The following is a 26,510-nucleotide window of genomic DNA, read 5'->3' as shown; positions in this document are numbered from 1 at the left end:
TTAAAAAACTATGCTTATCCAAGATAAAAAACAACGCAACTGGAAACCCATTCTCAAAGCATTCGAGGCTGTACTTGGCAAAAATGGTGTGGTGCAACGCCGCGAAGAACTCATTACCTATGAATGTGATGGTTTAACTGGTTATCGCCAACGTCCGGCTGTGGTGGTGTTACCCAGAACTACAGAACAAGTTGCAGAAATTGTGAAAATATGCAACCAATATTCTATCCCCTTCATAGCACGCGGCTCTGGCACTGGTCTATCTGGGGGCGCTTTGCCAGTCAAAGATTCTGTTTTAATTGTCACTTCCTTAATGCGGCAAATCCTTAGCATTGATTTGGAAAATCAACGGACAGTTGTACAACCAGGGGTGATTAATAGTTGGGTAACGCAGGCTGTTAGTGGTGCTGGTTTTTACTACGCTCCTGACCCCTCTAGTCAAATTATCTGCTCTATTGGGGGCAATATTGCGGAAAATTCTGGTGGCGTACATTGTCTCAAATACGGTGTTACTACTAACCACGTTTTAGGATTAAAAATTGTTACGCCAGAAGGGGAAATTATCGATTTAGGCGGACAAATCCCAGAAATGCCTGGTTATGATTTAACAGGTGTTTTTGTTGGTTCCGAAGGTACTTTAGGAATTGCCACAGAAATTACTTTGCGAATTCTTAAAAGTGCAGAATCAATTTGTGTGCTGTTGGCAGATTTTACTAGCATTGAAGCTGCGGGAGCAACTGTTTCTGATATCATCAGCGCTGGGATTATTCCTGGTGGTATGGAAATGATGGATAACTTCAGTATCAATGCAGTTGAAGATGTTGTAGCAACTAATTGTTATCCCCGCGATGCTACCGCCATTTTACTAATAGAAATTGACGGTTTAGAAGTGGAAGTTGCAGGAAATAAGCAGCGAGTTATTGAAATTTGTAAAAAAAATGGGGCACGAAATGTCAGTTCTGCTACTGACCCAGAAACCCGATTGAAATTATGGAAAGGACGCAAAGCCGCTTTTGCTGCGGCTGGACATTTAAGCCCAGATTATTATGTACAAGATGGTGTAATTCCTCGGACTCAGTTGCCTTATGTTCTGCACGAGATTAAGACTTTAAGCGAACAATACGGTTATCGGGTTGCTAATGTATTTCATGCTGGCGATGGCAACCTTCATCCACTAATTCTTTATGATAATTCTGTGCCTGGAGCATTAGAGCAAGTAGAAGAAATGGGTGGGAAAATTCTCAAACTTTGTGTCCAAGTCGGTGGTAGTATTTCTGGAGAACATGGCATTGGTGCAGAGAAAAAGTGCTATATGCCACAGATGTTTAGCGAAGTTGATTTAGAAACTATGCAATGGGTGCGGCAAGTTTTTAATCCTAAAGGGTTAGCCAATCCTGAGAAGATATTCCCTACACCACGGACTTGTGGTGAAGCAGCAAATGCATCGGCTGTTAAGCAATTTGAAGGGGTAGAAAGATTTTAATTTTCCACAAAGTTTCTCTTGTTCCCTGGCATAGCCTGGGAATGCATTAGTAAGAAACTCTGCTTCAAGTTATTATAGAGGCAGAGTGTCATTGCCCGCATTTTAAGTCTCTGACGGGGAACGATAATTTGAGGGATGGGTCTAACTTCAGGAAACCACGCACACTATGGCCTTTTATATTTCACGGAATTAAAAATAACTAAAATTGTTTACTTAGCCACATTTATTAATTTGTATTTTAGCATAAAATCATCATTTTTTTACATCCTCCGGAGGATTACAACTTTATTTTGTAGTTATATATATTCCGATCGCACTAGGTCACGCTTACAAATGAATCGGGTTGCTCGCCGTTGTATTTCTTACTTGCTGTGTTTGGGATTAGTAGTCGCCTTAACAGTTTTTTCACCCTCTTCACCACCAGTTTATTCCCAAAAAACACGTGCTTTAACTACAGAAATTCGCGGCGTTTGGATCACTAATGTTGCTAGTGGTGTACTATTTGTCCCTTGGGGTATTAACCGTGCTATAAGCCAATTATCGGCTCTCAACTTTAATACAATTTATCCTGTAGTTTGGAACCGAGGACATACTTTTTATAAGAGTGCTGTAGCTAAAATGACTACAGGCTCAGATACTCAACCTTTGCTAAATTTCATGCACGGTGGACAGGACGTTTTAACAAAGATAGTAACACTTGCTAAAAATAAAAATTTGAGAGTGATCCCTTGGTTTGAATATGGGTTTATGACGCCGCATTATTCACAATTAGCAATGCGTTATCCCGACTGGCTGACAATTGGGCAAGAAGGTATAAAGTCTACCCAAGATGCCCCTCCAGAAGAATTTGATAATATTTTACTAAGTAAGTTGGCCTGGCTGAATCCCTTACATCCACAAGTGCAAGAGTTTATGCAAGAGCTAATTTTAGAAGTAGTCAGAGATTACAATGTGGATGGGATTCAGCTTGATGATCATTTTGGGATGCCTGTACAGTTTGGCTACGATCACTTCACTATAGAACTCTACCAGCAAGAGCATCAAGGCAAAAGTCCCCCAAGTGATCCTTTTAACTCAGAATGGATGCGTTGGCGGGCAGATAAAATTACTGATTTCATGGCAGAAATCTATCAAGCTGTGAAAGCAGTTAAGCCCAAAGTTAAAATATCTCTGTCTCCTAATTATCAAGCTTTTGCCTACAAATACTATTTGCAAGATTGGGAAAATTGGGTAAAAAAAGGTTTAGTTGATGAGTTAATTTTGCAGGTATATCGGAATGACAAAAACTCTTTTATCGCTCAACTAGAACAATCATCTATAAAATTGGCTCAAAGTTTAATTCCTGTAGGAATTGGGATATCAACGGGAACGGTGCATAATCCTGTGAAAATCGCACAAATTAGAGAACAAGTTCAAGTAGTGCGCGATCGCAATTTTGACGGTATCTCCTTTTTCTACTGGGAAAGTCTCTGGGGTTACATTGTACCGGAATCACCCCAACAGCGACGCAAAGCTTTTCTTGAGATGTTTAATGCTAGAACTGTCAGACTGTTAAAACCAAAGAAACTTTGATGCCATTCGCGCCTGGAAATATTATATTTACCTTTACATCGCTATGGACTTTTGCTACTTTTGGCGGGTTTTTATTAAGTTTACTCTTTATTGAAGTTGGCGAGAAGCCAGATATTGGGGTAGTCGAGGTGGCTATTGGCTCAATTGCGATCGCATTTCCTCAAGGTTGTCTTCTCAAAGAACCTGTATATTGTATCAGGTGGATTTTGTCAAGTCTTTTAGGTTGGAGTATCATCACCGCGATCGGTATTGGTGCGGTGGGTTGGATTGTACCTAGCACTCAAATTCTTCCCTTGAGAATCCTGTCTGGGGCGATTTATGGGGCACTTGGCGGCTTGGGGATCGGGTTAGCACAATGGTTAGCAATTCCCCAGCCTGTGGCGTGGCGATGGATATTTGTCTCTTCGGCAAGTTGGGCTGTTGCTCTCCCCGTGGGTTCTGCTTTCGGGATGATCTTACGCCATCTGACACAGTTATTCTTCGGTGAAGTTATGGGATTAGGTATCACTTGGCTGCTAGTTGGTATCCTCACCGGAATGAATGCTCATAAATTGCGAGCGTGAGTTTCCATTCCCTTGTTCACGCCGACATGATACTGAGCTTTGTCGAACTGTCAAATCCCCATCTGAATCATCCCCCCTGCCTCTTGGTTGAACTGAGGATGAAATTGAAGATCCTTCTGATCTTTTATTGTATCTTTCCATTCTCCACTCTCGCCAACAAGTTTATTAAGAATTGTAAATTTAATTGGCATAACTGGGTGATTGCACCTAGATATATGCAATAATCTTGAAAAACCGTTCAAAAATCATTAGATTTGCCTTAACCTGCAAATGTGTTTTCGCCTTCAAAAAGCAGGATTTGTTAAGCTGACTCCTATTAGCTTTCCTAGATTTCTGACAAGAAGTAGAGAAAGATTCAAATTTCGATGAGCAACAGCTGACAATACTTTGCTATAGGCGCTAAAGTGCATCTACTACAAGCATAGCGACAAGAGAGCGCCTAAAAGAGTCAGTAATACCAGACAGGGACTCTCGCATGAATATAAATCCAGCAGAATCAACTATGGAGTTGACAAAATTATCGCCTCCTCAGATTATCTTCGGCACAGAAGTAGATGATCAAAGCAGTAGTGAGCAGTTTCTACTGAGCATATACGATTCTGTGCAGGCATCAATATTTGTAGTTGATGTTCTGGAGGACGGAGATTTTCGATATGTGGCACTTAATCCCACTCATGAACGGTGGATAGGCATTCGCTCAGATGATCTTCGGGGCAAAAAACCAGAAGATATTCTCTCCCCCATCGATGCTGCTAAGGTGCGTCAACATTATGCTGAATGTGTGCTGTTCGGCAAAACTATTTCTTATGAACAATGTTTGCAATTCCAGGGAATTCCTACTTGGTGGAGTACGACTCTTACCCCACTCAGGGATGCTAACTCCCGGATTTATCGACTGATTGGTACTAGTAGCAATATCACTCCTGTGAAGCAAGCCCAAGAAGCAGTCGGACTCCAGCTTGAACGAGGGCAACTGCTAGAAGCGATCGCCGGACGGATTCACCAATCTGTAGAATTAGAGACAATTCTGCATCAGACAACAATTGAACTGCGACAGTTTTTGAATTGCGATCGCGTCCTCATTTATCGCTTCGAGACTGATAGCAGTGGGGTAATCATTGCCGAATCAACTGTGACTGATCCCTTGTTGGGAAAAAACATCACCGATCTCTGCTTGGGTGGCAAACATCGAGAACACTATGGGCGAGGTTGCATTCAAGTTGTCGAAGATATTTATACAGCCGGGTTGCATCCTTGCCATATAGATTTTCTGGCATCTTTGCAGGTGAGAGCCAATCTAGTGGTGCCGATTTTCAAAGAGCAAGATATGTGGGGGCTATTGATTGCCCAGCATTGCCGCCAATCGCGTCAATGGCAGCAAACAGAAACTGACTTGACTCTTCAATTGGCAACTCAAATCAGCATTGCTACCGGACAGGCAGAACTTCGTCAGCAGTTCAAGGATCTCAAAGCAAAGTTAGAATTGCAAAAACAGAAGCATAAAAATCAGTTGCAGCAGGTGCGAAAGTTTGAAGCCTTGGTGCGACGGATAACAGAACAAATCCGCGACAGTCTGGATGAAAGTCAGGTGTTGCAGACACTTACCCAGGAATTAGCAGAGTTACTAAACCTTGATCGTTGCCAGATTGAACTCTATAGCACCTGTCAAACCTTGGTTACTATTACTTACGAGCACAGCACGAACCTACCCCAGTGTAAAGGATTGACTAGGCAGATTGCAGACCGTCTTGAAGTTTATGAGTCGTTGTTGCAAAAACAACCTTTGCAGTTTTTGGAAATTGTGCCTGGATGGCAACCAAACTTGTTGGTTATGTCCCAGATGGCTTGTCCAATTTTTGATACTCAAGGAATTTTGGGAAATATTTGGTTGACAAGACCGACACAAGAGGCCTTTGATGAATTTGAAATCGAGCTAGTGCAGCAGGTAGCAAATGAATGTGCGATCGCTATTCGTCAAGCTCAACTTTACCAACAAACCCAAGCACAGTTTAAAGAATTAGAAAAACGCGATCGCCTCAAAAATCAATTTCTTAAAAACCTCTCACAAGAACTGCGGACACCAATAACTAGCATCAGCCTTGCAGTCCAAACCCTCGAAAGCGTCCTCACACCAGCAGAAATATTAGAGATAGAAATAGTTCCACAACTCTTGCAGATTCTGCATAATGAGTGTGCGCGAGAAAGCAAGTTGATTAACGATCTACTCACACTCACATATCTCGAAGCCGAACCCGATCCCCCAACTTTGATTGCCATTGACTTACAAAGCTGGCTTTACCCCATTGTCGAGTCTTTTCGAGAACTCACCAACTGCCAACGACAGCTGTTAAATCTGAATATTGATCATGCACTCCCGCTTTTAGAGACAGATATTACCGATTTAGAGAGGATTATCACCGAACTACTCAACCATGTCTGCAAATATACCCCAGCAGGTGAGTCCGTCACAGTCTCTGCTCACCTGACAGGGGATGCAGTAGAGCTTAATATTAGCAATTCTGGGTTAGAGCTTACTAGCAAAGAACTATCACGGATATTTGAGCCTTTCTATCACCTTTCTAAACATGATCCTTGGAAACATAGCGGCACTGGACTCGAATTGGCATTAGTGCAGAAAATGGTCAGACATTTAGGCGGCTCAATTAATGTAGAAAGTGCAGCGGATCAAACCACCTTCACCATCAAATTCCCCCTTTAACTTGTTTTTTAGGCGTGGCACTGGCTAATTGCTTATAAGTCTGCTATGATGGTTATTGGTCTGGGTGACTAGCTCAACGGTAGAGCAGTAGACTCTTAATCTATTGGTTGCGGGTTCGATTCCCTCGTCACCCACTTTTAAAGTATTTTCAAATATACATTAACTAACGAGTGATCATTGTTAACAGATTAATTTCCTCTTTGAGAAATTAATGCAACTCCCGTTAGGAATTATTAAACAGCAGGTTTAAACAAGAGAACCAGAAAATTTAGGTAGAACAATACTTCCAGCAGAGTATGTTTGGGCGATTGCAATAATCTTTTTCGCTAGCAAGCTGTATATATACTGACCTAACTGCGATTCTCCAAACTGATTTGGTGCAGTAAGTGTCTAAACGCTTGCTCTGCTCTTTTTTTCTCTGATGTGCCCTCTATGCCTCTGTGGTAGCCTGGGGCAAGCCGCTGCGCGTCTACGTTCTACCCTTCAAACTTCACTTGATAGACCATTAGTGGGTAAAATCACCCATTTAGGTGAAGGCATGCAGACATTAAATACCTATTATGAAGTAAAATTAAGCAATTATAAAGCTAATTATGCCTCTAGTTGTAAGTTTATTAATAAAGATTTAATCCAAAAATTTTAACAACTCCCCATTCCTGCAATCGCCCTCTAGTATTTATGTTTGCTCAATTAAGCATAATTCCCCCAAAATGCACCCTCACGCCTTTGTCCCTTAAGAGCAAGGGACAAAGGCGCTACTTTGGCTTTTTGGGGGAATTATGCTATGGGCAATTCGACGGACATCATCATATAACTACAGGCTACTCCAATAAAGCAAGATTCATAGGCTTTTAGACATGGCTACACACATAGAAATTCCTGTTATTGGCAAAGTTAAGTATCCATCACGCTGGCTGATGGGGCTGATAGCAGGGGGTGTCTTGGTTGCTGGTACATTCACAACCTACACCCTGGTAAATCAAGGAACAAACAAAGAAGACATTGCTCAATTAACTGTGCCAGTAGCAGCTCAAAATGTCACTTTGCGGATTACAGCGAGTGGCAAAGTTGTGCCAGTTCAGAGTGTAAATATTAGTCCGAAGAACCCCGGAGTGCTGTCGCAATTATATGTGGAACAAGGCGATCGCATTCAACAAGGGCAAATTCTCGGCCGTATGGATAGCGCCGGCATTGAAGCCCAAAGGAGCCAGTATCGTGCCAACTTAGCCCAAAGTCAAGCACAACTAGCCGAAGCCCTTGCTGGTAGCCGTCCTCAAGAAATTGCTCAAGCTAGAGCGCGATTGGCACAAGCTCAAGCCCAACTTACCTCAGCTAAGGTTGGTAATCGTCCCCAAGAGATTGCTCAAGCTCAATCCCAAGTGGATGCGGCTCAAGCAAGGGTGAATTACACCAGTGAACAGGTAAAGCGTTATCAATATCTATATAAAGAGGGAGCAGAGAAAAAACAATTACTCGATCAAGCCATCAGCGAAGACAAGAGTGCTAGAGCCAACTTAGAAGAAGCTAGAAAACGATTGTCGTTAGTCCAAAGTGGCACTCGAACTGAGGAAATCGACCAACGCCAAGCCTCTGTGAATGAAGCACGAGCCGCACTGCTCTTGCTAGAAGATGGCACCCGTTCTGAAGAAATTGTCCAGCGTCAAGCAGCAGTTGCAGCGGCTGAAGCTCAATTAAAGGGTGTGCAAGTGCAGTTGGACGAGACTATTATTCGCGCTCCATTTTCGGGAATTGTGACGCAAAAGTATGCTAACGTGGGCGCTTTTGTGACACCCACAACCTCTGCTTCTACTAGCGCGTCGGCAACTTCCAGTTCAATTGTCGCTGTAGCACGCGGTTTAGAAGTATTAGCTCAAGTTCCTGAAGCCGATATTGGCAGAATTAAGCAGGGACAGCAGGTGGAAATTGTTGCTGATGCCTATCCCGATCAAGTTTTTAAAGGTAATGTGCGCCTGATTGCTCCCGAAGCAGTGGTTGAACAAGGCGTGACATCCTTCCAGGTGCGGGTTGCTCTCGATACTGGCACAGATAAACTGCGTTCTGGCTTAAATGTGGATCTGACTTTTTTGGGCGATCGCGTTAATAATGCCTTAGTATTACCAACAGTCTCAATTGTCACCGAAAAGGGTCAAACTGGCGTACTTGTACTAGATGCAAACAATAAACCCCAGTTCCGCGAAGTTACAGTTGGCGCACAAATCCAAGACCAAACTCAGATTTTAGGGGGAGTTAAAGAAGGCGATCGCGTTTTTGTGAACCCACCCAAAGATTACAAAATTGAAAAGGCGAAAGAACAGAATAAAACCTAATTCGTAATTCGTAATTTAAAACATGAATTTTTTAGAAAGTGTCCAAATGGCGGGGAAAACCCTGCTGTCAAATAAACTGCGTAGTGCCCTAACAATGCTGGGTATAGTTATTGGCAATGCCTCGGTTATTGCCATGATTGGCATTGGTGAAGGTGGGCAAAAGTACGTTAATAAACAGCTGGAGTCATTAGGCCCAAATGTGCTGTTTGTACTACCAGGTAATCGAGAAACTCAGCGTATCTCCTTTGAAGTGCCAAAAACTCTGGTATTACAAGATGCGGAAGCGATCGCTTCTCAAGTACCAACTGTAGTAGGAGTTGCGCCAGAATTAAATAGAAGACAGGTAGTTACATACCGCAACAGAAACACTGATGTTAACATCATTGGCACAACTCCCAGTTTCATATCTGTGCGGGATTTTGAAACTGATAAAGGCAGGTTTTTCAGCGATGTAGACATCAAGCGAAGTAACCAAGTCGTGGTGCTAGGTGGAGACTTGGCAGAAAAACTATTCGGTAATAGTAACCCTATAGGTGAGCAATTGCGAGTTGGAAATACCAGCTTTCAAGTGATTGGGACGTTAATAGCCAAAGGTTCCAGCGTGGGAGCAGATTATGATGATGCTGCTTTAATACCAATTACAACTTCAGCAAACCGACTTGTGGGAAAGAATTCTCCTTATGGTATCGCCTTAGATTACCTCGTTGCAGCCGCTCGTGATTCAGAGAGCGTAGATGCAGCAGAATTCCAAATCACTAATTTGTTGCGTCTACGGCACAAAATTAATGGTGAAGATGACTTTACTATTCGTTCTCAAAAAGATGCTTTGCAAACTGTCGGTCAAATTACAGGTGCATTGACAATTATGTTAGCTGCAATCGCTGGTATATCGCTGTTTGTCGGCGGTATTGGCATTATGAATATTATGCTTGTCTCCGTCACCGAACGCACCCAAGAAATTGGATTAAGAAAAGCGATCGGAGCAACTGAACAAGATATTTTGCTCCAGTTCATCATTGAGGCAGTGATAGTTTCCGCAGCTGGCGGTTTAGTTGGGACTGCGGTTGGTATCAGTGGCATTCTATTAGTGGGAGCGTTGACTCCTTTAGAAGCAAGTCTTTCTCCTGTAGCGATTAGTATGGCAGTTGGTGTCTCTGGTGGGATTGGTTTATTTTTTGGCGTTGTTCCCGCACGTCGCGCTGCTAAACTCGATCCCATTGTGGCTTTAAGAAGTGCTTAGTAATGGGGATGGCGAAACTCAATCTTCTTGATTAGGTTGAGGTAAAGAGATATTTCGTAAATAATTTACTAATAACTAAATTCTTATGACAAACACTATTTCAATTACCGATTCTCTAGTTCCCAATCCCATCCCTAAATCAACAATTATTCGTTTAGAGAATATTTTTAAAATTTATGGCAGTGGTGAAACTGAAGTTAAAGCACTCGATGATGTGAATTTGACTATCCATAAGGGCGAATATTGTTCAATTATGGGGCCTTCTGGTTCAGGCAAATCTACAGCTATGAATATTATCGGCTGTCTAGACCGCCCTACAGGCGGACATTATTACTTAGATAATATTGATGTAGCGCAAATGGATGATAAATCCTTGGCACACATCCGCAACAAAAAACTGGGGTTTGTATTCCAACAATTTCATTTATTGCCCCAACTTACAGCATTAGAAAATGTGATGCTGCCAATGTTGTATGCTGGTGTGAATTCAAAAGAAAGAAGCGATCGCGCCACCGAAGCACTGACGCGAGTGGGTTTAGCAAATCGCCTCAACAACAAACCAACTCAACTATCTGGTGGACAACAACAAAGAGTAGCGATCGCACGAGCCATTGTCAATCGCCCCGTGGTACTCTTAGCCGATGAACCCACCGGCGCACTTGATTCACGCACAACCCAAGAAGTATTGGATATTTTTGGCGAACTCAATACCAGTGGAATTACTGTAGTCATGGTAACTCATGAACCAGAAGTTGCTCGTCAAACCCAGCGCATTGTTTGGTTCCGTGATGGCCAAGTAGTACACTCGAATCTGACAGCATCTGACTTGAGTCAGCTGGCTGTCTCATAAATTATTTAAAGTCCGCATTACCCTTAGCGTTCCCGCAAGGTAGGCGGACTTTTTTTGTGTTGTGTAACCAAGCCAGGGCGGATTACAAACTTGGCGTTTTTCCAGTTTCTGCTTGCGTCTCAATCGGCTTAACATCGGTGTAACCCACTTCACCAGCTATTGTTCGGAATACCGAAATTTGCTCGTCAAAATCTAGTCCTTCAATTTGGGAAATCAGATCATTAATTGCCTTAGTTGGCTCGTAGCTAGCTGGTAAGTCAACTACCGTATCGCCCATAGCTACCGCCCAAGCATACCAAACTAAAAGCTGGTTATTTTCTTTTATCGCCCCATAAGCACGGGAATATTCTGTGTCTTTGCGGTTAACAATATCCCGCATAATATCTAGTTGTTGCTCATCTGATAACTCAAAATAATCTTTTAGCAGAAGTGGTGCTAACTCAGGTTCGGCCGCAGCAGGAGCAGCTGGTGTGATAGAATCGCCCATTTTTTTATAAACTAAATAGAACCAGGCTAATTTTGCATCGGTATCTAAATTGTTAAATGCATCTACCAAATTTTGGGATTCATTGCTCTGGGCTTGAGAAATACTTTTATCGTAACTTGCAGTCATAATTTTATTTCCAAGGGAATTTTACACGCCAAACTAAGGCTTACCAAAGTTTGAGCATCAGATTCTACTATCAAGAGAATGAGTTATATTAATTGTAAATTACAGCTTTAATCTATCTTTTAATAGAGGTAAAGTCTCTCCTAAAGGAGCATGGAAAGAGTTAATTACTTTGCTATGCTCTTTCAAGTAAGCAATAAAAATTTAATCTAAGGATTTTAATTATGCCTGATGAAGTAAAGCCCAATGTTAATGAAGCTCCCACTCATGATGCTCAATTAGCTGCCGAAAACATAGCTAGTGGTGAAGAAAAAGCACCAAAGGTCGATTTTGATGCTGATTATGCAACTGCACAACAATTCAGCGTTAGTGAAGTTGATCGCACAGGTGAAGGCGCAGCAGCAGCAGAAGCAGCTACTGCACCTAAATATAAAATCTCTCAACCAGAAGAGACAACAACTCAAGCGCAGTCAACTGGTAACCCTGATGATTATATGGAGTTAGCAAAGGAAGTTGGGAATTCTAAGACTGAGGGTGTAACTAATGTCAGTGATGATTTAGTAAAACAAGCTTTAGAAAAGGGTGAACGGAAAAATTAAGTTTTCCTAATATCTTGCTATTTTGTAGGGTGGGCATTGATATACATGACCCACCCTATTGTTTTGCAAAATCGTCAATAGTTAATATTTTCACTATTGACTTTTGACTATTGATTAATTAATGACGATTCATCACTTCTAGTAGTTCATTAGGTCGCTGAATTAAATAATCTGGATTTTGCTTGGCTAGTACTTCCGGTGAATTAAAGCCCCAAGTTACTGCAATAACTTGAATATTTGCTTTCTTTGATGCTTCTATATCTCTGGTTTCATCTCCGACATAAATAACTTCTTGAGGTTGGAGTTGATTTTGCCTTAATACATTATTGATTATGGTTGTTTTACCAAAAATCGTAATTCCTGAGTAGATAAAATCAAATAGGTGATTTAAATCATTGATTTTCAGAAATTGTGTCACATTGTCTTTAGAATTAGAAGTGATAATTCCCAGTTTATATCCTTCATTTTGGAGTTCCGTTAATGCTTCTTTAATTCCCGGAATTGGTTTTAATTCTGGGATTTTGTTTTTTAATTCTCCTTTAACTTTTTTAACTAAAAAAGGTATCTTAAATAGAGAAACTCCTGAATACTTAATAATTTCCCTAGATGTTAAGTTTTTAAGGAAGGATAATTGCTCTGGGCTTATTTGTCTATAACCAAAGTCTACAGCTAGACGATTGGCAATACTTACAAGGGCATCTACTGTATCAGCAATAGTGCCATCAAAATCAAAAATAATTACTTTTGGGGTCATTATTTCGCCTGGATGCGTCAAGATTAGCTAGGGCGTTGCGTCGTAACATTTCTGGCTTAATCCGCCGCAAGGCAGATGCTGGAAATCGTTTATCCCACTCCTGATCTGAGATTTGGGCTAATTCTAGCAGGTGGGGAGCAATATTCCCAGGATAAGGCTGAAACTCTTCAATATCACTTGTTTGGGCAAAACGTTGATTCCAAGGACAAACATCTTGGCAAATATCACAACCAGCAACCCAGCCTTGTAAATGAGGTGTCACTGTCTCTGGTAATTCCTCTGCCCGATTTTCAATTGTATGATAAGCGATGCAGCGATTAGCATCCACAATAAAAGGTTGAGTAATTGCACCCGTAGGACAAGCCTGAAGACAACGAGTACAGCTACCGCAGTGTTCTGTGTGCGGGCGATCGCTTTCTAATTCCAAATTGGTCAACACTTCTCCCAAAAATACCCAAGATCCGTATTCTCGTGTAATCACATTCCCATTCTTGGCAATCCAACCAATTCCGGCAAGTTGAGCCAACACTTTATCTTGTACCGGGCCAGTGTCTGCATAATAACGAGCCGATACACCTTCATCAAGTGATTCTAGCCATGTGGCTAGCTGCTTAAGTTTTTTATGCATTACCTTGTGATAATCCCTTCCCCAGCCATAGCGAGAAATTTTGGCGTATTCCTCGCCTACAGGACGTTGATGTGGGGTGTAATAATTTAGCGCCACACATATTAGCGATCGCGCTTCTGGCATCACTAAGCGGATATCCTGACGTTTTGGGTTAGCCATCCATTCCATATCGGCGTGATAACCCAGTTCAATCCATGCTTGTAACCTCTGTGCTTCTGTGGCATCTACCTCATCTACACCAGCAATTCCAACTTTGTGAAAGCCCAACTCGCTGGCTTTTTCTTTCACCACATTGCTGCTTATTACGGAATACTGATTCATTTTTTTATCTGGGCTTTGCCTACATAAAGGCATTTTTATTTTACATTACGTAGTCAATACTTTATAAATATTTGTTGCTTATGTTATCTATCAACTTTATTTATATATAGGACTGATATTTGATTTTTGAACAAAACTCAGTACACATTTATTCCTTCTTCCCAGTCCCTAGTCCCTTACCTCTACGAGTAATTCAGAAATCAAATTGGATTGCTATATTGACAACTAGTTATTGAGACTTTATGTGTAAAATCCCCGCACTTCAGTCGGCGGAACATAAGCGAATAGCTGAATTTATTCAGTATTGCCATAGTGATTTAGTTCCTCATCAACTGAGTAACGGTAGAATATACCTAATTTCTAATCTTCATAGCTTCAAAAGCCTAACCATGACGATGCATTCCACACTCCAACGTGCATTTAATAACCGCCGCGTTCTAAAAGTGATTAGCGGTTTAAATAACTTCGATGTCGCTAGCGTCGCCGCTACCGTTAAAGCTGCTGAATTTGGCGGTGCTACCTTTGTCGATATTGCCGCCGATCCAGCTTTGGTACAATTAGCTAAAAGTTTGACAAATTTACCGATTTGTGTATCGGCAGTAGAGCCAGAAAAATTTGTACAAGCTGTGGCAGCTGGTGCTGATTTAATTGAAATCGGGAATTTTGATTCCTTTTATGCTCAAGGACGACGCTTTGAGGCTCCAGAAGTGCTAGCGTTACTCAAGCAAACCCGCACTCTCCTACCCGAAATCACTTTATCTGTTACCGTTCCCCACATTTTGGAACTAGATCAACAGGTACAGTTAGCAGAAGAACTGGTGAAAGCTGGAGCAGATATTATCCAAACCGAAGGCGGTACTAGTAGTAATCCAGTTCACCCTGGAACTTTAGGATTAATTGAAAAAGCTGCTCCCACCTTGGCAGCAGCTTTTGAAATTTCTCGTGTGGTGTCAGTACCAGTATTGTGTGCTTCAGGCATTTCTAACGTTACCGCACCATTAGCGATCGCTGCTGGTGCTGCTGGTGTTGGTGTTGGTTCCGCCATCAACCAACTCAATAGCGAAGTAGCAATGATTGCGGCTGTTCGTGCCTTGGTGGAAGTCTTAGCGACTGCAAATGCAGTAATGAAATGAGTTAGGAGTTAGGAGTGATGAGTTATGAGTTGAAGAAACTTATTTATCCAAAACTCCTAACTTCAAACTTCTAACTCATAACTTCTTTCAACGCATAAATCACCTGATCTTGCTGCTGTTGTGTTAATTCTGGGTACATAGGCAAAGATATAACTTCATGGCAAGCTTGCTCTGCTATTGGTAAATCTCCAATTTGATAACCCAGATTTTGATAAACTGGCTGCAAATGTAAAGGGTAGGGGTAGTAAATCATCGAACTCACACCCTGCTCTTGCAATTGACTACGCACCCAATCTCGATATTTGGCGCTAGAACCATTTCGCCCTTCGCCTGATATGCGAATAGTGTATTGATTCCATACCCCAACACCCTCAGGTAATTCTTGGGGCGGGACAATCCCCGGAATTTGACATAAGAATTGGTAGTAATAATTGGCGATATCTCGTCGGCGATCATTCCAAATATCTAAATAACGTAGCTTAATCTGCAAAATAGCCGCTTGGAGAGCATCCAAGCGGCTATTTACACCAATTTCCTCGTGTAAATATCGAATTTTACTACCATGATCTCGTAATATTCGCAGTTTAGTGGCGATCGCAGGGTCATTAGTCGTTATTGCCCCGCCATCACCGCAACCACCAAGATTTTTGGTAGGGTAGAAACTAAAGCAACCAATATGTCCAATACTTCCTACTTTTTTATCAGCCCAACTTGCGCCTGTAGACTGAGCGCAATCTTCAATTATTGACAAATTGTGAGATTGAGCGATCGCCATCAATGATGTCATATCCACAGGTAGTCCAAATAGGTGAACCGGGATAATCGCTTTGGTTTTGGGTGTAATCGCCGCCGCTACTTGCTCCACATCCAAATTAAATGTAGTAGTATCAATGTCAACGAAAACAGGCTTTGCACCGACGGCGCTAATCACTTCAGATGTAGCAATAAAGGTGAAAGGCGTTGTAATCACTTCATCGCCTGCACCAATTTCCAAAACTCGTAAAGCTAAGTAGAGCGCATCAGTACCAGAATTACAAGCCACACATTCAGTAGCAGTATTATAAGCAGCAAACTGTTGCTCAAAACCTTGGACTAAGGGACCACCAATATAGCGGCCGGAAGCTAGAACCTCTAAGACCGCTGCACTTACTTCTGCTTCGATGGTGGTGTATTGCTGTTTGATATCAAAGGCAGGGATAGGATTTACACTTTGGATCATGAGTTCTTATTTTATTGGAAGATACAAAGGATACACTTCGAGAGTCAATTTTTGCTAGTTGAATTATTAATCAAATAGGAGCTATTAAAAGACTATCGCCTAAGATACGCATCTATTAGGGTTTTTACTTAAATTGTGGCGCGAGAAACTACCGCATATTTAATTTACAGATAGTAGGCATACTAGGTGTTTTCCATGTTAAAGTTGTACAATTTTTGAATTGATAAAGGTGATATATATCAACCAAGATCCAACACATCGGAGCAAAGTTCCTCTTATGTGGGCTGCTTTGAGAGGAAAATACCAGGAGATAGAGAACCCATGCAGGATCTGATCAAGCTGGATTTGGTAGATTTAGTTATTGCTGTGGGATTGATGGCGATCGCCATTGGTTTATCTGCCTGGGAAAAATTAGGACTAGAGTTAAATTTAGCCCTTGCTACTGGGAGAACCATCTTACAACTACTTGTATTGGGATACATTTTAGATTTCATCTTGGCTGTAGACAATGCTTGGGCAGTTTTGGCGTTATTAGCAGTCATGCTGACAATTACGGCGATTGTCGCACGAAATCGCATCAGCCAAAAAATTCCTTATGTGTTGCCTTTGGTGTGGGGTGCAATTTTAATTAGTACCGTCCTGACAGTGTTCTATACCAACTTTTTGATCGTTCAACCAGACAGATGGTATGAGCCACAGTATATAATTCCCTTAGCAGGGATAGTTCTAGGTAATGCTACCAATGCAGCTGCGATCGCAGGCGAACGTCTTGTCAGTACTATTAATTCCAGCCATATCGAAATAGAAACCCATTTGAGCTTAGGCGCAACTCCCCAGCAAGCAGTTAGCCAGTATCGCAAAGATGCCATCAGAGCCGGATTGATTCCGACTCTCAACCAAATGATACTTATAGGTATGGTCGCAATACCAGGAATTACCACCGGACAGTTACTCGCTGGTGTCCAACCCCTAGATGCTGTATCTTATGAAATTTTGATTATATTTATGGTTGCTTTCGCTAACTTGTTGACAACACTTTTAGTGACGAAAGGGTTGTGTCGTCAATTTTTCAATTCCGTAGCGCAGTTAGTTAGGTGAAGTGGTTAATCGACATCCATGCTAACCGCTATACCTGTGTTTAGACAATGGCAGAGTTTTTAATAAAAGGTGAATTAAAATGGCATTTATTAATTACAAAAGTATTAGCGCAGTAATGAAAAAATTTCAAATCAAATATGTACAGTCTAATTTTATATTAGAAGTAAAGTTTCCAGTTAAACAGTCTTTTAAAGAAGAATTAGATTTGCTATTTACAGATGGAGTTATTGATAATTCTGAAGATGCTATTTGTGAAAATCTAATTTATCCAGTATTGAAAGAAGTATGGAAAAATTACCGAAGTAAACTAAGACTTTGGAGTCATGAAACATTAGCTTACGATGAAGATTTATCAGGCGTTCCAGACTATACAGTTACACAGCGAAACCCTTTAAGTACGATTGTTTTTGATAAACCTTATTTTTTAACAGTTGAAGCTAGACAAGACAAATTTGAAGAAGGCTGGGGTCAGTGTTTAGCTGAAATGATCGCAGTGCAGCGAATTAATGATGATTTTGCCAGCGATATTTTTGGGATTGTTTCTAACGGTAAAATATGGCAATTTGGAAAATTGATTGCTGATGTGTTTACTCGGAATAAAAATTTGTATATAATTCAAGATTTAGATAAATTATTTGCGGCAGTTAATTATATTTTTAAACAATGTGAATTAAAAACACAAAGACAATAATATCGTGTCATCTTCCGATAAAAGTAGAGTTATTTTTTGGTTCGATGCGTAAATTGTGTGGACTAACACAGCATTTAAGCTAATAAGTCTAGTATCAAGTAAGCTAGCTGTAAGTATAGATTCTTAAACTATTCTGGATTTAGATAGCCGACTTCTTCAAGAAGCCGACTATCTAGTTAAGGACGTAATAATTTGAATAATCTTATCTTTGGTTTCCTATTTTCTGGAGTGCCTCTACTCATGTACCTTATATACTTCTAACTCCTTACTCTTAGCTTTTCTACCCACCCAAAGTCCGTGTATAAATTACTTGACCTTGAGAATCGTAGAGAAAAAGGGACAAGTTGGCATTTTCACCAATTACAGCTAAGGCTTCTCGTAAGATTTGCAAGTGATTGGTAACATCAACAGTAGTAGCTGAACCCGAGTTCTCAGAATAAGGATTAGCCAAGTTATTTTGCCTGATTTGGTCATATTCAGGCGTTAACCGGACAATGATTCCTGCATTGTCTATACTAAATGTGCAAATCCGAATTTCATTAATACAGATTTTATCTAGATCGGTACGGGTTTGTTGCAAACTACTAACAACTTGTACTTTTTCTTGTGCTTGTTTGAGGGCTACTGAATAAGGTTCAATGAGAGACTGAGCCTGAGTGTAGTACAAGCTATCTTGGGAAATCTGTTTAGCTGTTTGCAAAGCCTGATCCCAATATGTCGCAGCTGCAAGCCATTGGTTTTGTTGCTCATATACTTTGGCTTGCTTGGCAGTGCTAACGGCTTGTTGGTAGGCTTTAATAGCTAATCGTTCTTTAGTAGCGCGATCGCGTGCTGCTACGAACTTAGGTTTATAATCTACCAAAAGCTTTTCGGCTTCTTGGTATCCAGGGCTAGTCCGGGGAATGCTATTCAAGGCATTAATCGCCACCAGCCAAGTAGACTGCACCTTTTGCCAGTCATTCAAAGATTTAGCAGTAGCTTGTCGGTTCTCGGCTGCATTAGCTACAGCTTTTGCTGCTGTTAATTTCTTCAGCCATTTTTCCTCAACAAATATTTGCTGATTCACAGCGTGCAAACGGACACGATAATTAAGTAATTTCCCTTGCACTAGCCCATAGAGTTCACTATCAGGACTTATAGTTTCTAGTGGTGCTATAGCCTGTCGCCATAAGTGTTGCCTAGCTTGTAATTCCTCTAGGCTATATGCAGGAGTTTGAGCTTTTTGTGTCGCCAAGTATGCCGTCTGCAAAGCCTTGACCACCTGGTTGATTTTTTCTGACCGTCCAGACAAACTTGCTTTTAGTTCTTCTGATACCTGAGAACGGGGCGACCAACTAGGAATTACATTCAGGGCTACGCTGGCTGCTGCAAGTTGCTGTTGTAGAGCTACTAATTCTTTTTCAGACTTAGCGCGGCGCATCAGTTGCGGGGATTTTGTTTTTAATTGCTCGGCGTTTTGTATTTCTTTACACTCAGACATCACACAAGGGGGAGTCAATAAGTAAGCACCGCCGCCTAAGATGACAATTCCCACCAAAGCTGCACCCAATAAGATGAGTTTGATTTGAGATGCTGGCTTTGAAGTCGGCAAACTCGGCGCATATGCAAACGGGTCAAATAGTTCCTCCTCCTCAGCCTTATCAAGTGATGGAGAATAGGTCAGAGCAGATGAAGAAATAGGAGAAAAGTATTGCCCCTCTGCTCCTCTTGCTTCCCCTGCTTTCTCATTTCCCCGGCCTCCCCTCTGTTTCAGAACTAAGAAACATTTGGTATAAGGAACTTGTTCACCAAAAACTCTAAGGAAACATTGCACTCGCTGCTCTCTGTGGGGCGCTAAAGACTGAAGTACCTCCTCAATTACTGCAAAGATGATCTGAGCATCAACTATTACATCTGATTCGTGTTGCGTTAAAATCATTAGCTCGTCTTTATTGACGGCGCACTTAACCTCGAAGACTCCAGCCGATGAGACTTCTACAAGTAATTGTTCCTGCAAAGTTTTGGCTAAAAGCTGTAAATCTTCCTGCTGGACTGCTACTTTCATAGAGCTTTCCCGCTCAATTTCTATATTGTTTTGATTATCCTTAAGAGGATGAAATGAACTTTTTAGGTTTGTTGAATGCAAATGCACAGTTTAACTAACCACAGCCTGAAAATCTGAACGACCAACTTTCTAACACACATTCTGACTTTTAACCAAAAAGAAAAAAAAGCAATTATGTTCGCACCGCTACATTTTTAAAGTGCGAGATGCAAAATTAAATAATCTGCCTTTAGATGTAAATTACAAATAAAAAATGGGAATAATAGAGTCTTTAAAATGGGAATAATAGATTTATTGAGTATTTTCACTAGATTATTTGGGGACAATAAAATACACAAGAGTTAATGTGCTGCAAAATTCTAGTTGCAGAGCAGTTGTGACTAATTTATCCAAAAATTAAAGAAACTATGCTAAGTCAGAGGGTTTTGACAGAAATGGTACTTATCTTCTATGCTAGGAAACTTACTGAATAGATTAATTATGTGTTGTGGCTCTAGCACCAACAGGTTAGCTATCGAAATTAATGTGCCTCATTTGCTGAATCAGATAAAATTAACCGTGAAAAATAAATTTTTATAGCTGCCAAAAGCTTAATTCTGAAAGAAAAGTGCTGCAAAATATTAAGACAGGACTAAGCAAAGGCTAGGAAAGTGTAAATATAAGGTGTTTCAATGGATCTATTAGAGTATCAAGTTAAAGAATGGTTTGGGAAAATAGGCATTCCTGTATTGCCTTCCCAACGAATTGACCATCCTACAGATTTGAAACGTTTAAAAATTCGTTTTCCAATTGTACTGAAATCTCAAGTACATGGAGCGGAACGGGCAAAAGCAGGTGGAGTCAGGTTTGCGGAAACAACAATTGATGCGATCGCAGCTGCTCAAAATATCTTTAGTTTACCAATATGGGGCGAATTGCCAGAAGTTGTGCTGGCAGAATCGCAATATGACGCCAACCAGGAATTTTATCTAGCGGTGGTTTTAGATACTGCTGTTTGCCGACCAGTACTTTTAGGTTGCAAGGAAGCAAACATCGATTGGGAATCTGCTGGGGAAAAAATGCACTATGTTGTCGTAGAACAGGAATTCTCGCCATTTTATGCCCGACGATTGGCTTTAAAAATGGGTTTGCAGGGGACGCTGATGCAGTCGGTAAGCAGCGTTGTCCAAAAGATGTACCAGTTATTTGTGCAAAAAGACCTGGATTTAGTCGAAATAAATCCCTTGGCAGTCAGTGCAACTGGTCAAGTTATGGCTCTTAATGGTAAAGTCAGGGTCAATCAACGCGCGATCAAGCGTCATCCTGACCTTGCCGAAATGGCGGCAAAAATTATCAGCCGTAATACCAATACTGAAGCCAATGGTATGTTGGGCAACTGGGATGGTCTGAAAATGCACGGGAAAATCGGGATTTTAGGTAATGGTACTGGTTCAGTGTTGGCAACTTTGGATTTAGTCGCTAATGCTGGCGGCAACCCAGGTGTTTGTTTGAATCTACGTCATGCTTTTCTTACAGATACTACACCAACTACTTTCCGCGATCGCCTAGAGACAGGTCTAAAAATCCTAGAGACTGATAATAGCATTCAAGTAATATTAATTAATCTTCTAGGTAACATTCCTCAAACTGAGGAAGTGGTTGAAGTTATAGCCAGAGTTGTGCAGCAAGACAACAGTGAACTTCAATCACAGGTTGTGCATTCTAATGGTAATAAAAGTCGACGAGAGCAGAATTTTTCACCCTTAGTTATCCGTCTTGCTGGTTCTGAATTTGACGCTGCTAGAAAGTATTTAGCAACACTAAAGACCCCCAGCAATGCGCTCCTTGTGGTAGAAAATTTAGATGAGGCAGTAGCGGCAGCAGTTCGTCTTGCTAAACCAATGGTTAGAAAGAAGTAGTAACTGTGACTTCGTTCCAATTGAAAAATCAAAAATTATTAACTTTTACCGCAAAGCGTAAATTTTTGAATTAAACACCCAAAATAAGTAACTACTAGTCTTTGGGAACTAACTAAATAGTGCATTCTAACTTAATATTTCTACCTAGAGGTGGGTTGACCGACTTTTGGGACACTCAGCCTCAAGGCCAGTTTTTGGAATGTAAAAATTGAAACGACACTGTAAATATGTCGTTTTTATGCCAAGTGTCTTAGACCACTGGGTTGCCAAACTTACGGTAATTTTTTATGAACCTAACGCCAGACAGCAAAGTGTTAATTCAAGGCTTTTGTGAATTCATATCAGGCACTCATGTTGCTCAAATGAAAGCTTATGGTACGAACTTGGTAGCCGGTGTCAATCCTGGATGTGGTGGGCAGTTCATGCATGAACTGCCAGTATTTGACTTAGTAGAAGAGGTAATAGAACAATTTGGGGTAATTGACACGACAATTATCTGTGTAGATCCTTACGACGTGCTAGATGCGGCATTAGAAGCGATCGCATCTAATATTCGCCAAATCATTATTATTACTGCTGGCGTGCCGCCTTTGGATATGGTGCAATTACTCCGCAAAGCCGAAGCCTGTGAAACTTTGATAGTCGGGCCAAATAGTCCGGGGATCATTGTGCCGGGAAAAATTCTCTTAGGTACTCAGCCTAACGAATTTTATACCCCTGGGCCAGTGGGGATCGTTAGTCGTAGTAGCACGCTCACCTACGAAGTTGCTTACGAGTTAACAAAAGCGGGTTTAGGGCAGTCCATTAGTGTCAGTATTGGTAGCGATGCGATCGTCGGTTCCTCATTTCTCCAATGGTTGCAAATTCTCGATGAAGATGAAACTACAGAGGCGATCGTTTTAGTCGGTCAACCTGGTGGTGGTAGTGAAGAAGCAGCAGCTCGGTACATTACTGAGGCGATTGATAAACCAGTAATTGCCTATATTGCAGGAAGACTTGCACCGCCAGGAAAAACTTGGCGTCAAACTGGGACTTTAGCAACGGTTATTGGACGCGATCCTAACTTCGGCACAGCTCAAAGTAAATTAGCTGCTTTAAAAGAAGCGGAAGTTCCAGTAGCTGAACGCCCTTCTCAGATTCCAGAATTATTGAGAAAGGAGATTCGCTTATTACAAAAAGCGAAGTAATAATCGAGCTTCGTCTGCCAGTTTTAGTGTATGAGTAATAGCGATCGCACTCACGCTCAATCAACAATAGAAGCTTCCTTGCAAGCGCTCAGGGGCAAATTTTCTTAGAGGAAAGTAAGCGATCGCCACACCTAGATGTAATGTATCATCACGACAATTGTCAGGGGACGAAGCATTTTTGTCCGGCTGTTCACATTGCTGCTCAAGCTAAAATTAAATATTTAGATCACGCAGAGCAAGACGAATTTGCTCCAAACGCCTGCGATTAACACCAAGATCCGACTCTCCCAAGCGGGCTGCCGAGCGCAGATGAATTACTGGCTCATTGGCAGGAAAATAAAACTCTACATCATCAATAAATTTGAAGATGCGGCTTTTAGAAAGAGCATGGATGTAATTATCTGTCTGTTCTATAACTTCTGTGCGTGGAACGACAGTGAGAACTTTTAGTAAGGTTTTTCGTGCTGCATTACGATCTATATGATAGGGAATTGGGTCAATGGCGTGTTTAGGATCACCATCTTGACTCACAACACAATTGTCTGAAGCCGGACAAGAACTAAGATGACCATTATCAACTCCCAAACTAGAAGAGGCAGCCCAAGTGGCGGCAGGAAGTATTAAAGTATTAATCAAAGTTAGCAAGATTACAAAAGTGATACTCCGCAGGAGTCGTTTTGCGAAGGCTGTTAGCAAACGAGACATTATAAATTCACTCCTCAAGGTTTGAATAAGACTTAATTATTTTCGGTCATTTCGGGGGGAACGCTGCTAGTTGCCAGTTCGCCCTCGCCCTATACAGTATCATTCATCTAGCCACATTCTGAGTTATCTCTGAATCCTGAATCGGTGTTTTAGTAGAGTATCATCCCTTGGTTATAAGCATTTACAAAACTCGTGTAGTCATACTCAACTTGAGTTGCATAGTTCACCGCAAAGTTAACAATTTCGTCTTTGAATACAGCCTTGTTACCGCTAACAATATCAGTCACTTCTTTGTCAACACTTACGGGAATAATGGCAGCATCATAGTCTTTATCAGAGATTGCATGGTTCTTGGCAACGACCTTCCCTGCATACCCCATCGCATCCATGAATTTTGACTTAGTGGTTAGTAGACTTGTTGGGTAATAAGCTCAAAAATCCTTGAAATCTGCTTGTGGCAAGCTTTTTATTGATTTCTGACCAAAATTATTGAAACCCAGACTCCCTAAGCCTTTCAGCGATTTTAGTCACTATTTCCCGACAACTCTAGTAATGTATAGTCAAAGTCCACTTGGTAGGGTGATTTTTCATGTACCATAAAGGGGATACCATTGACGGTAGTGTAGCCAACCAAGGGGTTAGTATTGAAGAGCATTGCTTTAATAGCAATTGCAACTCTCGCACCTTCTTGGTTCTCGTAAACTGAAGTTGGCAGCAGACCTGGAACTGCGATAGCAACTGCGCTACTACCTTCCTGCTTCATCTCCAAAATGCGATCGTCGTCGGTTCCTGAACTTGGTCCCTCAATCAGTAAGTAATATCGGTACTTACCAAGACTACCAATGCCTGAACCTAATTTTAGCCGAATGTCTTTGAGAGCATAATAACTATTGTTGTAGCACTTACTGCTAGGAATTGAGGCAATGTAGCTGGTCATAGCCCCAGCAATGTCAGAATAGGTACTGTTGGATACAGGCTGAAGTTTTGAGGTGGTCTGGAATACTCGATTTTTACTGTTATTTAACTGCGTGTATTTACTTAGCAAGCTAGAGCGGTTCTTGTTTGATGTTTTTTGAATCAAATCTTTGACCATACCATTCGTATTGCCAGATTCCAAACGGTATGACAGTTCATTATTGGTTCCCTTAAAGTCGCTCATCTTGTTCAGATAAGTATCCAAAAAATTACGGACGATATCTTGAGTGTCACTTGAGCTAAGACCGTTCTCTTTGGCTGCCAACAGAATGGACACTCCCATCCGTCGCAAGTCCCAAACGTAGGGGCCAAAATAGCCTTCATCAAAATCGGTGGTGTCAAAAACGTTGTTGTCGTTGCTATCTTTCATCCCTCCAAGATTTTGCAGATGCATATCTCCCTCTAACCAGATGGCTGAGGTTGAAGAATTCACAAATCCTGAACTTGGCAAAGTCTGCATATCACGATAAAAAATGTGATCTGTTCCCCGATAAAAGGCAAAAGGGCTAGCCTTCATCTTTTGCATTTTTATTGCCAATTCTTGAGGCAATTGAGAAGCAAAGGGATGATTGTATTGGTAAATTTCATTCTCCACCCAAGTTGAACGGACAGTTGCAGCTTGAACTGGAGATGCAAACCCAGAAATTAAAATTAAGACAAATACGATTGCAGATATGTATTTGAGCATAACAGTTGCTTATGTCTAAAAAAATAAACTCTTGTGTAGAGACAATTATTCAACAACAATTTTCTTACCACCTTGAACCATAGCTTAGAAAGTAAATTAAAGCACAATATAACAACTATTCATGGTAAAGAATTCAAAAAGGTAAAATTATAAAGAACCGTCATAATGTAATCATGTCAGCTATCCAAACAACTGTGGTTCTTGCGATGACGGCCGATGGAAAAATTAGTGCCGTAGATCCTAAAGCGCCTCGTGATTCTGATCCAGTTGATCAAGCACACTTAGAGTATCAAGCCTCCCTTGCCGATTTAATCCTAGTAGGAGCAGGGACAATTCGGGCTGAAGGGGTGACCTTTACAATTCGTAATCCCGAACTGTTGGCAGCACGCGAAATTCGGGGTCAGTCTCCCCAGCCCATTACCTGCGTTGTCTCAGGTTCCCTTGACTTATCGCCGGACTTGCCTTTTTTGAGCCAAGACATTGAGCGATGGATATTTACGACACGGACTGGTGTGGAGCGCAATCCTGATGCAACAACGTTGGAAAAGCTGGCTGAATTAATCGATTTGGGAGAGACAGACCTGAACTGGGATCGGGCCTACAGCTTGATGGCAGAGCGGGGTATTCACAAGGTCGTTGTTTTGGGAGGCGGCTCTTTAACAGCTGCTTTAGTAAAAGCAGGGCGAATTGACGATTGGTGGTTGACAATTTGGCCCGTCATTTATGGAGGAAAGCAGGCCCCTAGCCCAGTTGAGGGAGAGGGTTTTCTTCCCGATGCTGCTCCTAATCTCCAACTCGTAGAAACTCGTCAGGTTGGAAGTCAGTTGTTTTTACACTACCGCACGATCAACTAATACCAATTTGAAAAAAGAATGCGATAGATGGGTAAGGGCACAACATTGTTGTGCCCTTACAAATAATTGATGTGTCGCAAACATTATTTGAATTGGTATAAGAAGGCGCTGTCAGAATTACGCGCTATTATCATTAATACTAAAAAGCGCCCTCCCTTTTGGAAGAGCGCTTTTTAATAAGAGCGAAACTTCAGAATTAACCGTTGATAGCAGGAGCGCTCATTGCCACAGGAGCAACATCACCAGCAGCTAAATCTAAGGGGAAGTTGTGAGCATTACGCTCGTGCATTACTTCCATACCCAGGTTAGCCCGGTTGATTACATCAGCCCAAGTGCTGATCACGCGACCGCT

Annotated in this window: 21 protein-coding genes, 1 tRNA gene and 2 pseudogenes; 15 read left to right on the top strand and 9 right to left on the bottom strand. The window is 41.4% G+C overall.

What is annotated here, in order from left to right; translation table 11 throughout:
- Positions 1–10 precede the first annotated feature (10 nt).
- The 8 genes from glcD (at position 11) to H6G26_RS13720 (ending at position 10,754) form a co-directional block, all read left to right on the top strand.
- The gene (gene glcD, locus H6G26_RS13755) at positions 11–1,483 is read left to right on the top strand and encodes a glycolate oxidase subunit GlcD (protein ID WP_190729795.1); all 1,473 of its coding nucleotides are present in this window, start codon (positions 11–13) and stop codon (positions 1,481–1,483) included.
- 333 nt (positions 1,484–1,816) lie between these two features.
- Positions 1,817–3,055 carry a glycoside hydrolase family 10 protein gene (locus H6G26_RS13750; RefSeq protein WP_190729794.1) on the top strand — a complete coding sequence of 413 codons (1,239 nt, stop codon included), beginning with the start codon at positions 1,817–1,819 and terminating at the stop codon, positions 3,053–3,055.
- Positions 3,055–3,618, top strand: coding sequence for a hypothetical protein (locus H6G26_RS13745; RefSeq protein ID WP_190729793.1), 564 nt, complete (start codon positions 3,055–3,057; stop codon positions 3,616–3,618). The genes H6G26_RS13750 and H6G26_RS13745 overlap by 1 nt, the downstream gene beginning before the upstream one ends.
- Before the next feature lie 475 nt (positions 3,619–4,093).
- The gene (locus H6G26_RS13740; RefSeq protein WP_190729792.1) at positions 4,094–6,337 is read left to right on the top strand and encodes a GAF domain-containing protein; all 2,244 of its coding nucleotides are present in this window, start codon (positions 4,094–4,096) and stop codon (positions 6,335–6,337) included.
- Positions 6,338–6,399: 62 nt separating this feature from the next.
- Positions 6,400–6,471 (top strand) — tRNA-Lys (locus H6G26_RS13735).
- A 723-nt stretch (positions 6,472–7,194) separates the two neighbouring features.
- Positions 7,195–8,664, top strand: a complete 1,470-nt coding sequence (locus tag H6G26_RS13730) for an efflux RND transporter periplasmic adaptor subunit (protein WP_190729791.1) — start codon at positions 7,195–7,197, stop codon at positions 8,662–8,664.
- A 22-nt stretch (positions 8,665–8,686) separates the two neighbouring features.
- On the top strand, positions 8,687–9,904 hold the full coding sequence (locus H6G26_RS13725; RefSeq protein ID WP_190729790.1) for an ABC transporter permease: 1,218 nt from the start codon (positions 8,687–8,689) through the stop codon (positions 9,902–9,904).
- A gap of 85 nt (positions 9,905–9,989) precedes the next feature.
- Positions 9,990–10,754, top strand: coding sequence for an ABC transporter ATP-binding protein (locus H6G26_RS13720; protein ID WP_199326860.1), 765 nt, complete (start codon positions 9,990–9,992; stop codon positions 10,752–10,754).
- Positions 10,755–10,836: 82 nt separating this feature from the next.
- Here H6G26_RS13720 and H6G26_RS13715 read toward each other — a convergent pair whose 3' ends face one another.
- Positions 10,837–11,367, bottom strand: a complete 531-nt coding sequence (locus tag H6G26_RS13715) for an orange carotenoid protein N-terminal domain-containing protein (RefSeq protein ID WP_190729789.1) — start codon at positions 11,365–11,367, stop codon at positions 10,837–10,839.
- 221 nt (positions 11,368–11,588) lie between these two features.
- On the opposite strand from H6G26_RS13715, the gene H6G26_RS13710 reads away from it, so the two are divergent.
- Positions 11,589–11,963, top strand: coding sequence for a hypothetical protein (locus H6G26_RS13710; RefSeq protein WP_190729788.1), 375 nt, complete (start codon positions 11,589–11,591; stop codon positions 11,961–11,963).
- A gap of 118 nt (positions 11,964–12,081) precedes the next feature.
- Here H6G26_RS13710 and H6G26_RS13705 read toward each other — a convergent pair whose 3' ends face one another.
- Together H6G26_RS13705 and queG are read right to left on the bottom strand one after the other, a co-directional pair.
- Positions 12,082–12,717 (bottom strand): HAD-IA family hydrolase, encoded by a 636-nt coding sequence (locus tag H6G26_RS13705; RefSeq protein WP_190729787.1) that lies wholly within the window; start codon positions 12,715–12,717, stop codon positions 12,082–12,084.
- A complete protein-coding gene (gene queG / locus H6G26_RS13700; RefSeq protein ID WP_190729786.1) occupies positions 12,692–13,666 on the bottom strand; it encodes a tRNA epoxyqueuosine(34) reductase QueG in 975 nt (324 codons plus the stop codon). The genes H6G26_RS13705 and queG overlap by 26 nt, the downstream gene beginning before the upstream one ends.
- A gap of 389 nt (positions 13,667–14,055) precedes the next feature.
- On the opposite strand from queG, the gene H6G26_RS13695 reads away from it, so the two are divergent.
- Positions 14,056–14,799, top strand: coding sequence for a DUF561 domain-containing protein (locus H6G26_RS13695; protein WP_190729873.1), 744 nt, complete (start codon positions 14,056–14,058; stop codon positions 14,797–14,799).
- A gap of 70 nt (positions 14,800–14,869) precedes the next feature.
- Here H6G26_RS13695 and H6G26_RS13690 read toward each other — a convergent pair whose 3' ends face one another.
- A complete protein-coding gene (locus H6G26_RS13690) occupies positions 14,870–16,018 on the bottom strand; it encodes a DegT/DnrJ/EryC1/StrS family aminotransferase (protein ID WP_190729785.1) in 1,149 nt (382 codons plus the stop codon).
- A 321-nt stretch (positions 16,019–16,339) separates the two neighbouring features.
- Here H6G26_RS13690 and fetB point away from each other — a divergent pair, with 321 nt between their 5' ends.
- Entirely contained in the window at positions 16,340–17,116 is a 777-nt protein-coding gene (gene fetB / locus H6G26_RS13685) for an iron export ABC transporter permease subunit FetB (RefSeq protein ID WP_190729784.1), read from the top strand.
- Between the two features lie 79 nt (positions 17,117–17,195).
- Positions 17,196–17,807 carry a hypothetical protein gene (locus H6G26_RS13680; protein WP_190729783.1) on the top strand — a complete coding sequence of 204 codons (612 nt, stop codon included), beginning with the start codon at positions 17,196–17,198 and terminating at the stop codon, positions 17,805–17,807.
- Positions 17,808–18,087: 280 nt separating this feature from the next.
- Here the strand turns inward: H6G26_RS13680 and H6G26_RS13675 are convergent, their stop codons facing one another.
- Positions 18,088–19,851: a hypothetical protein gene (locus tag H6G26_RS13675; protein WP_190729782.1), complete on the bottom strand. Its 1,764-nt coding sequence runs from the start codon at positions 19,849–19,851 to the stop codon at positions 18,088–18,090.
- A gap of 671 nt (positions 19,852–20,522) precedes the next feature.
- On the opposite strand from H6G26_RS13675, the gene H6G26_RS13670 reads away from it, so the two are divergent.
- Positions 20,523–21,749 carry a succinate--CoA ligase subunit beta gene (locus H6G26_RS13670; protein WP_190729781.1) on the top strand — a complete coding sequence of 409 codons (1,227 nt, stop codon included), beginning with the start codon at positions 20,523–20,525 and terminating at the stop codon, positions 21,747–21,749.
- A gap of 287 nt (positions 21,750–22,036) precedes the next feature.
- Positions 22,037–22,936 (top strand): CoA-binding protein, encoded by a 900-nt coding sequence (locus H6G26_RS13665; RefSeq protein WP_190729780.1) that lies wholly within the window; start codon positions 22,037–22,039, stop codon positions 22,934–22,936.
- Positions 22,937–23,149: 213 nt separating this feature from the next.
- Here H6G26_RS13665 and H6G26_RS13660 read toward each other — a convergent pair whose 3' ends face one another.
- The 3 genes and pseudogenes from H6G26_RS13660 to H6G26_RS13650 form a co-directional block, all read right to left on the bottom strand.
- Entirely contained in the window at positions 23,150–23,641 is a 492-nt protein-coding gene (locus H6G26_RS13660) for a DUF1499 domain-containing protein (protein ID WP_190729779.1), read from the bottom strand.
- A 149-nt stretch (positions 23,642–23,790) separates the two neighbouring features.
- Positions 23,791–24,033 (bottom strand): annotated as a pseudogene (locus H6G26_RS43760) (DUF2252 family protein); the annotation flags it as partial.
- A gap of 131 nt (positions 24,034–24,164) precedes the next feature.
- Positions 24,165–25,304 carry a DUF2252 family protein gene (locus H6G26_RS13650; protein WP_277883843.1) on the bottom strand — a complete coding sequence of 380 codons (1,140 nt, stop codon included), beginning with the start codon at positions 25,302–25,304 and terminating at the stop codon, positions 24,165–24,167.
- Between the two features lie 173 nt (positions 25,305–25,477).
- Here H6G26_RS13650 and H6G26_RS13645 point away from each other — a divergent pair, with 173 nt between their 5' ends.
- The gene (locus H6G26_RS13645; RefSeq protein WP_190729778.1) at positions 25,478–26,158 is read left to right on the top strand and encodes a RibD family protein; all 681 of its coding nucleotides are present in this window, start codon (positions 25,478–25,480) and stop codon (positions 26,156–26,158) included.
- A 196-nt stretch (positions 26,159–26,354) separates the two neighbouring features.
- Here H6G26_RS13645 and H6G26_RS13640 read toward each other — a convergent pair.
- Positions 26,355–26,510, bottom strand: a pseudogene (locus H6G26_RS13640) (photosystem II q(b) protein); the annotation flags it as partial.

Source organism: Nostoc sp. FACHB-888 (genome assembly GCF_014696655.1).
GTDB lineage: Bacteria > Cyanobacteriota > Cyanobacteriia > Cyanobacteriales > Nostocaceae > Nostoc.
Note: the sequence above shows the minus strand (reverse complement) of the source record. Positions and strands in the feature narration are given on the sequence as shown.

Coding starts and splice junctions, on each gene's coding strand:
- glcD (WP_190729795.1), top strand. CDS start 11: ATGCTTATCCAAGATAAAAAACAACGCAACTGGAAACCCATTCTCAAA.
- H6G26_RS13750 (WP_190729794.1), top strand. CDS start 1,817: ATGAATCGGGTTGCTCGCCGTTGTATTTCTTACTTGCTGTGTTTGGGA.
- H6G26_RS13745 (WP_190729793.1), top strand. CDS start 3,055: ATGCCATTCGCGCCTGGAAATATTATATTTACCTTTACATCGCTATGG.
- H6G26_RS13740 (WP_190729792.1), top strand. CDS start 4,094: ATGAATATAAATCCAGCAGAATCAACTATGGAGTTGACAAAATTATCG.
- H6G26_RS13730 (WP_190729791.1), top strand. CDS start 7,195: ATGGCTACACACATAGAAATTCCTGTTATTGGCAAAGTTAAGTATCCA.
- H6G26_RS13725 (WP_190729790.1), top strand. CDS start 8,687: ATGAATTTTTTAGAAAGTGTCCAAATGGCGGGGAAAACCCTGCTGTCA.
- H6G26_RS13720 (WP_199326860.1), top strand. CDS start 9,990: ATGACAAACACTATTTCAATTACCGATTCTCTAGTTCCCAATCCCATC.
- H6G26_RS13715 (WP_190729789.1), bottom strand. CDS start 11,367: ATGACTGCAAGTTACGATAAAAGTATTTCTCAAGCCCAGAGCAATGAA.
- H6G26_RS13710 (WP_190729788.1), top strand. CDS start 11,589: ATGCCTGATGAAGTAAAGCCCAATGTTAATGAAGCTCCCACTCATGAT.
- H6G26_RS13705 (WP_190729787.1), bottom strand. CDS start 12,717: ATGACCCCAAAAGTAATTATTTTTGATTTTGATGGCACTATTGCTGAT.
- queG (WP_190729786.1), bottom strand. CDS start 13,666: ATGAATCAGTATTCCGTAATAAGCAGCAATGTGGTGAAAGAAAAAGCC.
- H6G26_RS13695 (WP_190729873.1), top strand. CDS start 14,056: ATGACGATGCATTCCACACTCCAACGTGCATTTAATAACCGCCGCGTT.
- H6G26_RS13690 (WP_190729785.1), bottom strand. CDS start 16,018: ATGATCCAAAGTGTAAATCCTATCCCTGCCTTTGATATCAAACAGCAA.
- fetB (WP_190729784.1), top strand. CDS start 16,340: ATGCAGGATCTGATCAAGCTGGATTTGGTAGATTTAGTTATTGCTGTG.
- H6G26_RS13680 (WP_190729783.1), top strand. CDS start 17,196: ATGGCATTTATTAATTACAAAAGTATTAGCGCAGTAATGAAAAAATTT.
- H6G26_RS13675 (WP_190729782.1), bottom strand. CDS start 19,851: ATGAAAGTAGCAGTCCAGCAGGAAGATTTACAGCTTTTAGCCAAAACT.
- H6G26_RS13670 (WP_190729781.1), top strand. CDS start 20,523: ATGGATCTATTAGAGTATCAAGTTAAAGAATGGTTTGGGAAAATAGGC.
- H6G26_RS13665 (WP_190729780.1), top strand. CDS start 22,037: ATGAACCTAACGCCAGACAGCAAAGTGTTAATTCAAGGCTTTTGTGAA.
- H6G26_RS13660 (WP_190729779.1), bottom strand. CDS start 23,641: ATGTCTCGTTTGCTAACAGCCTTCGCAAAACGACTCCTGCGGAGTATC.
- H6G26_RS13650 (WP_277883843.1), bottom strand. CDS start 25,304: ATGCTCAAATACATATCTGCAATCGTATTTGTCTTAATTTTAATTTCT.
- H6G26_RS13645 (WP_190729778.1), top strand. CDS start 25,478: ATGTCAGCTATCCAAACAACTGTGGTTCTTGCGATGACGGCCGATGGA.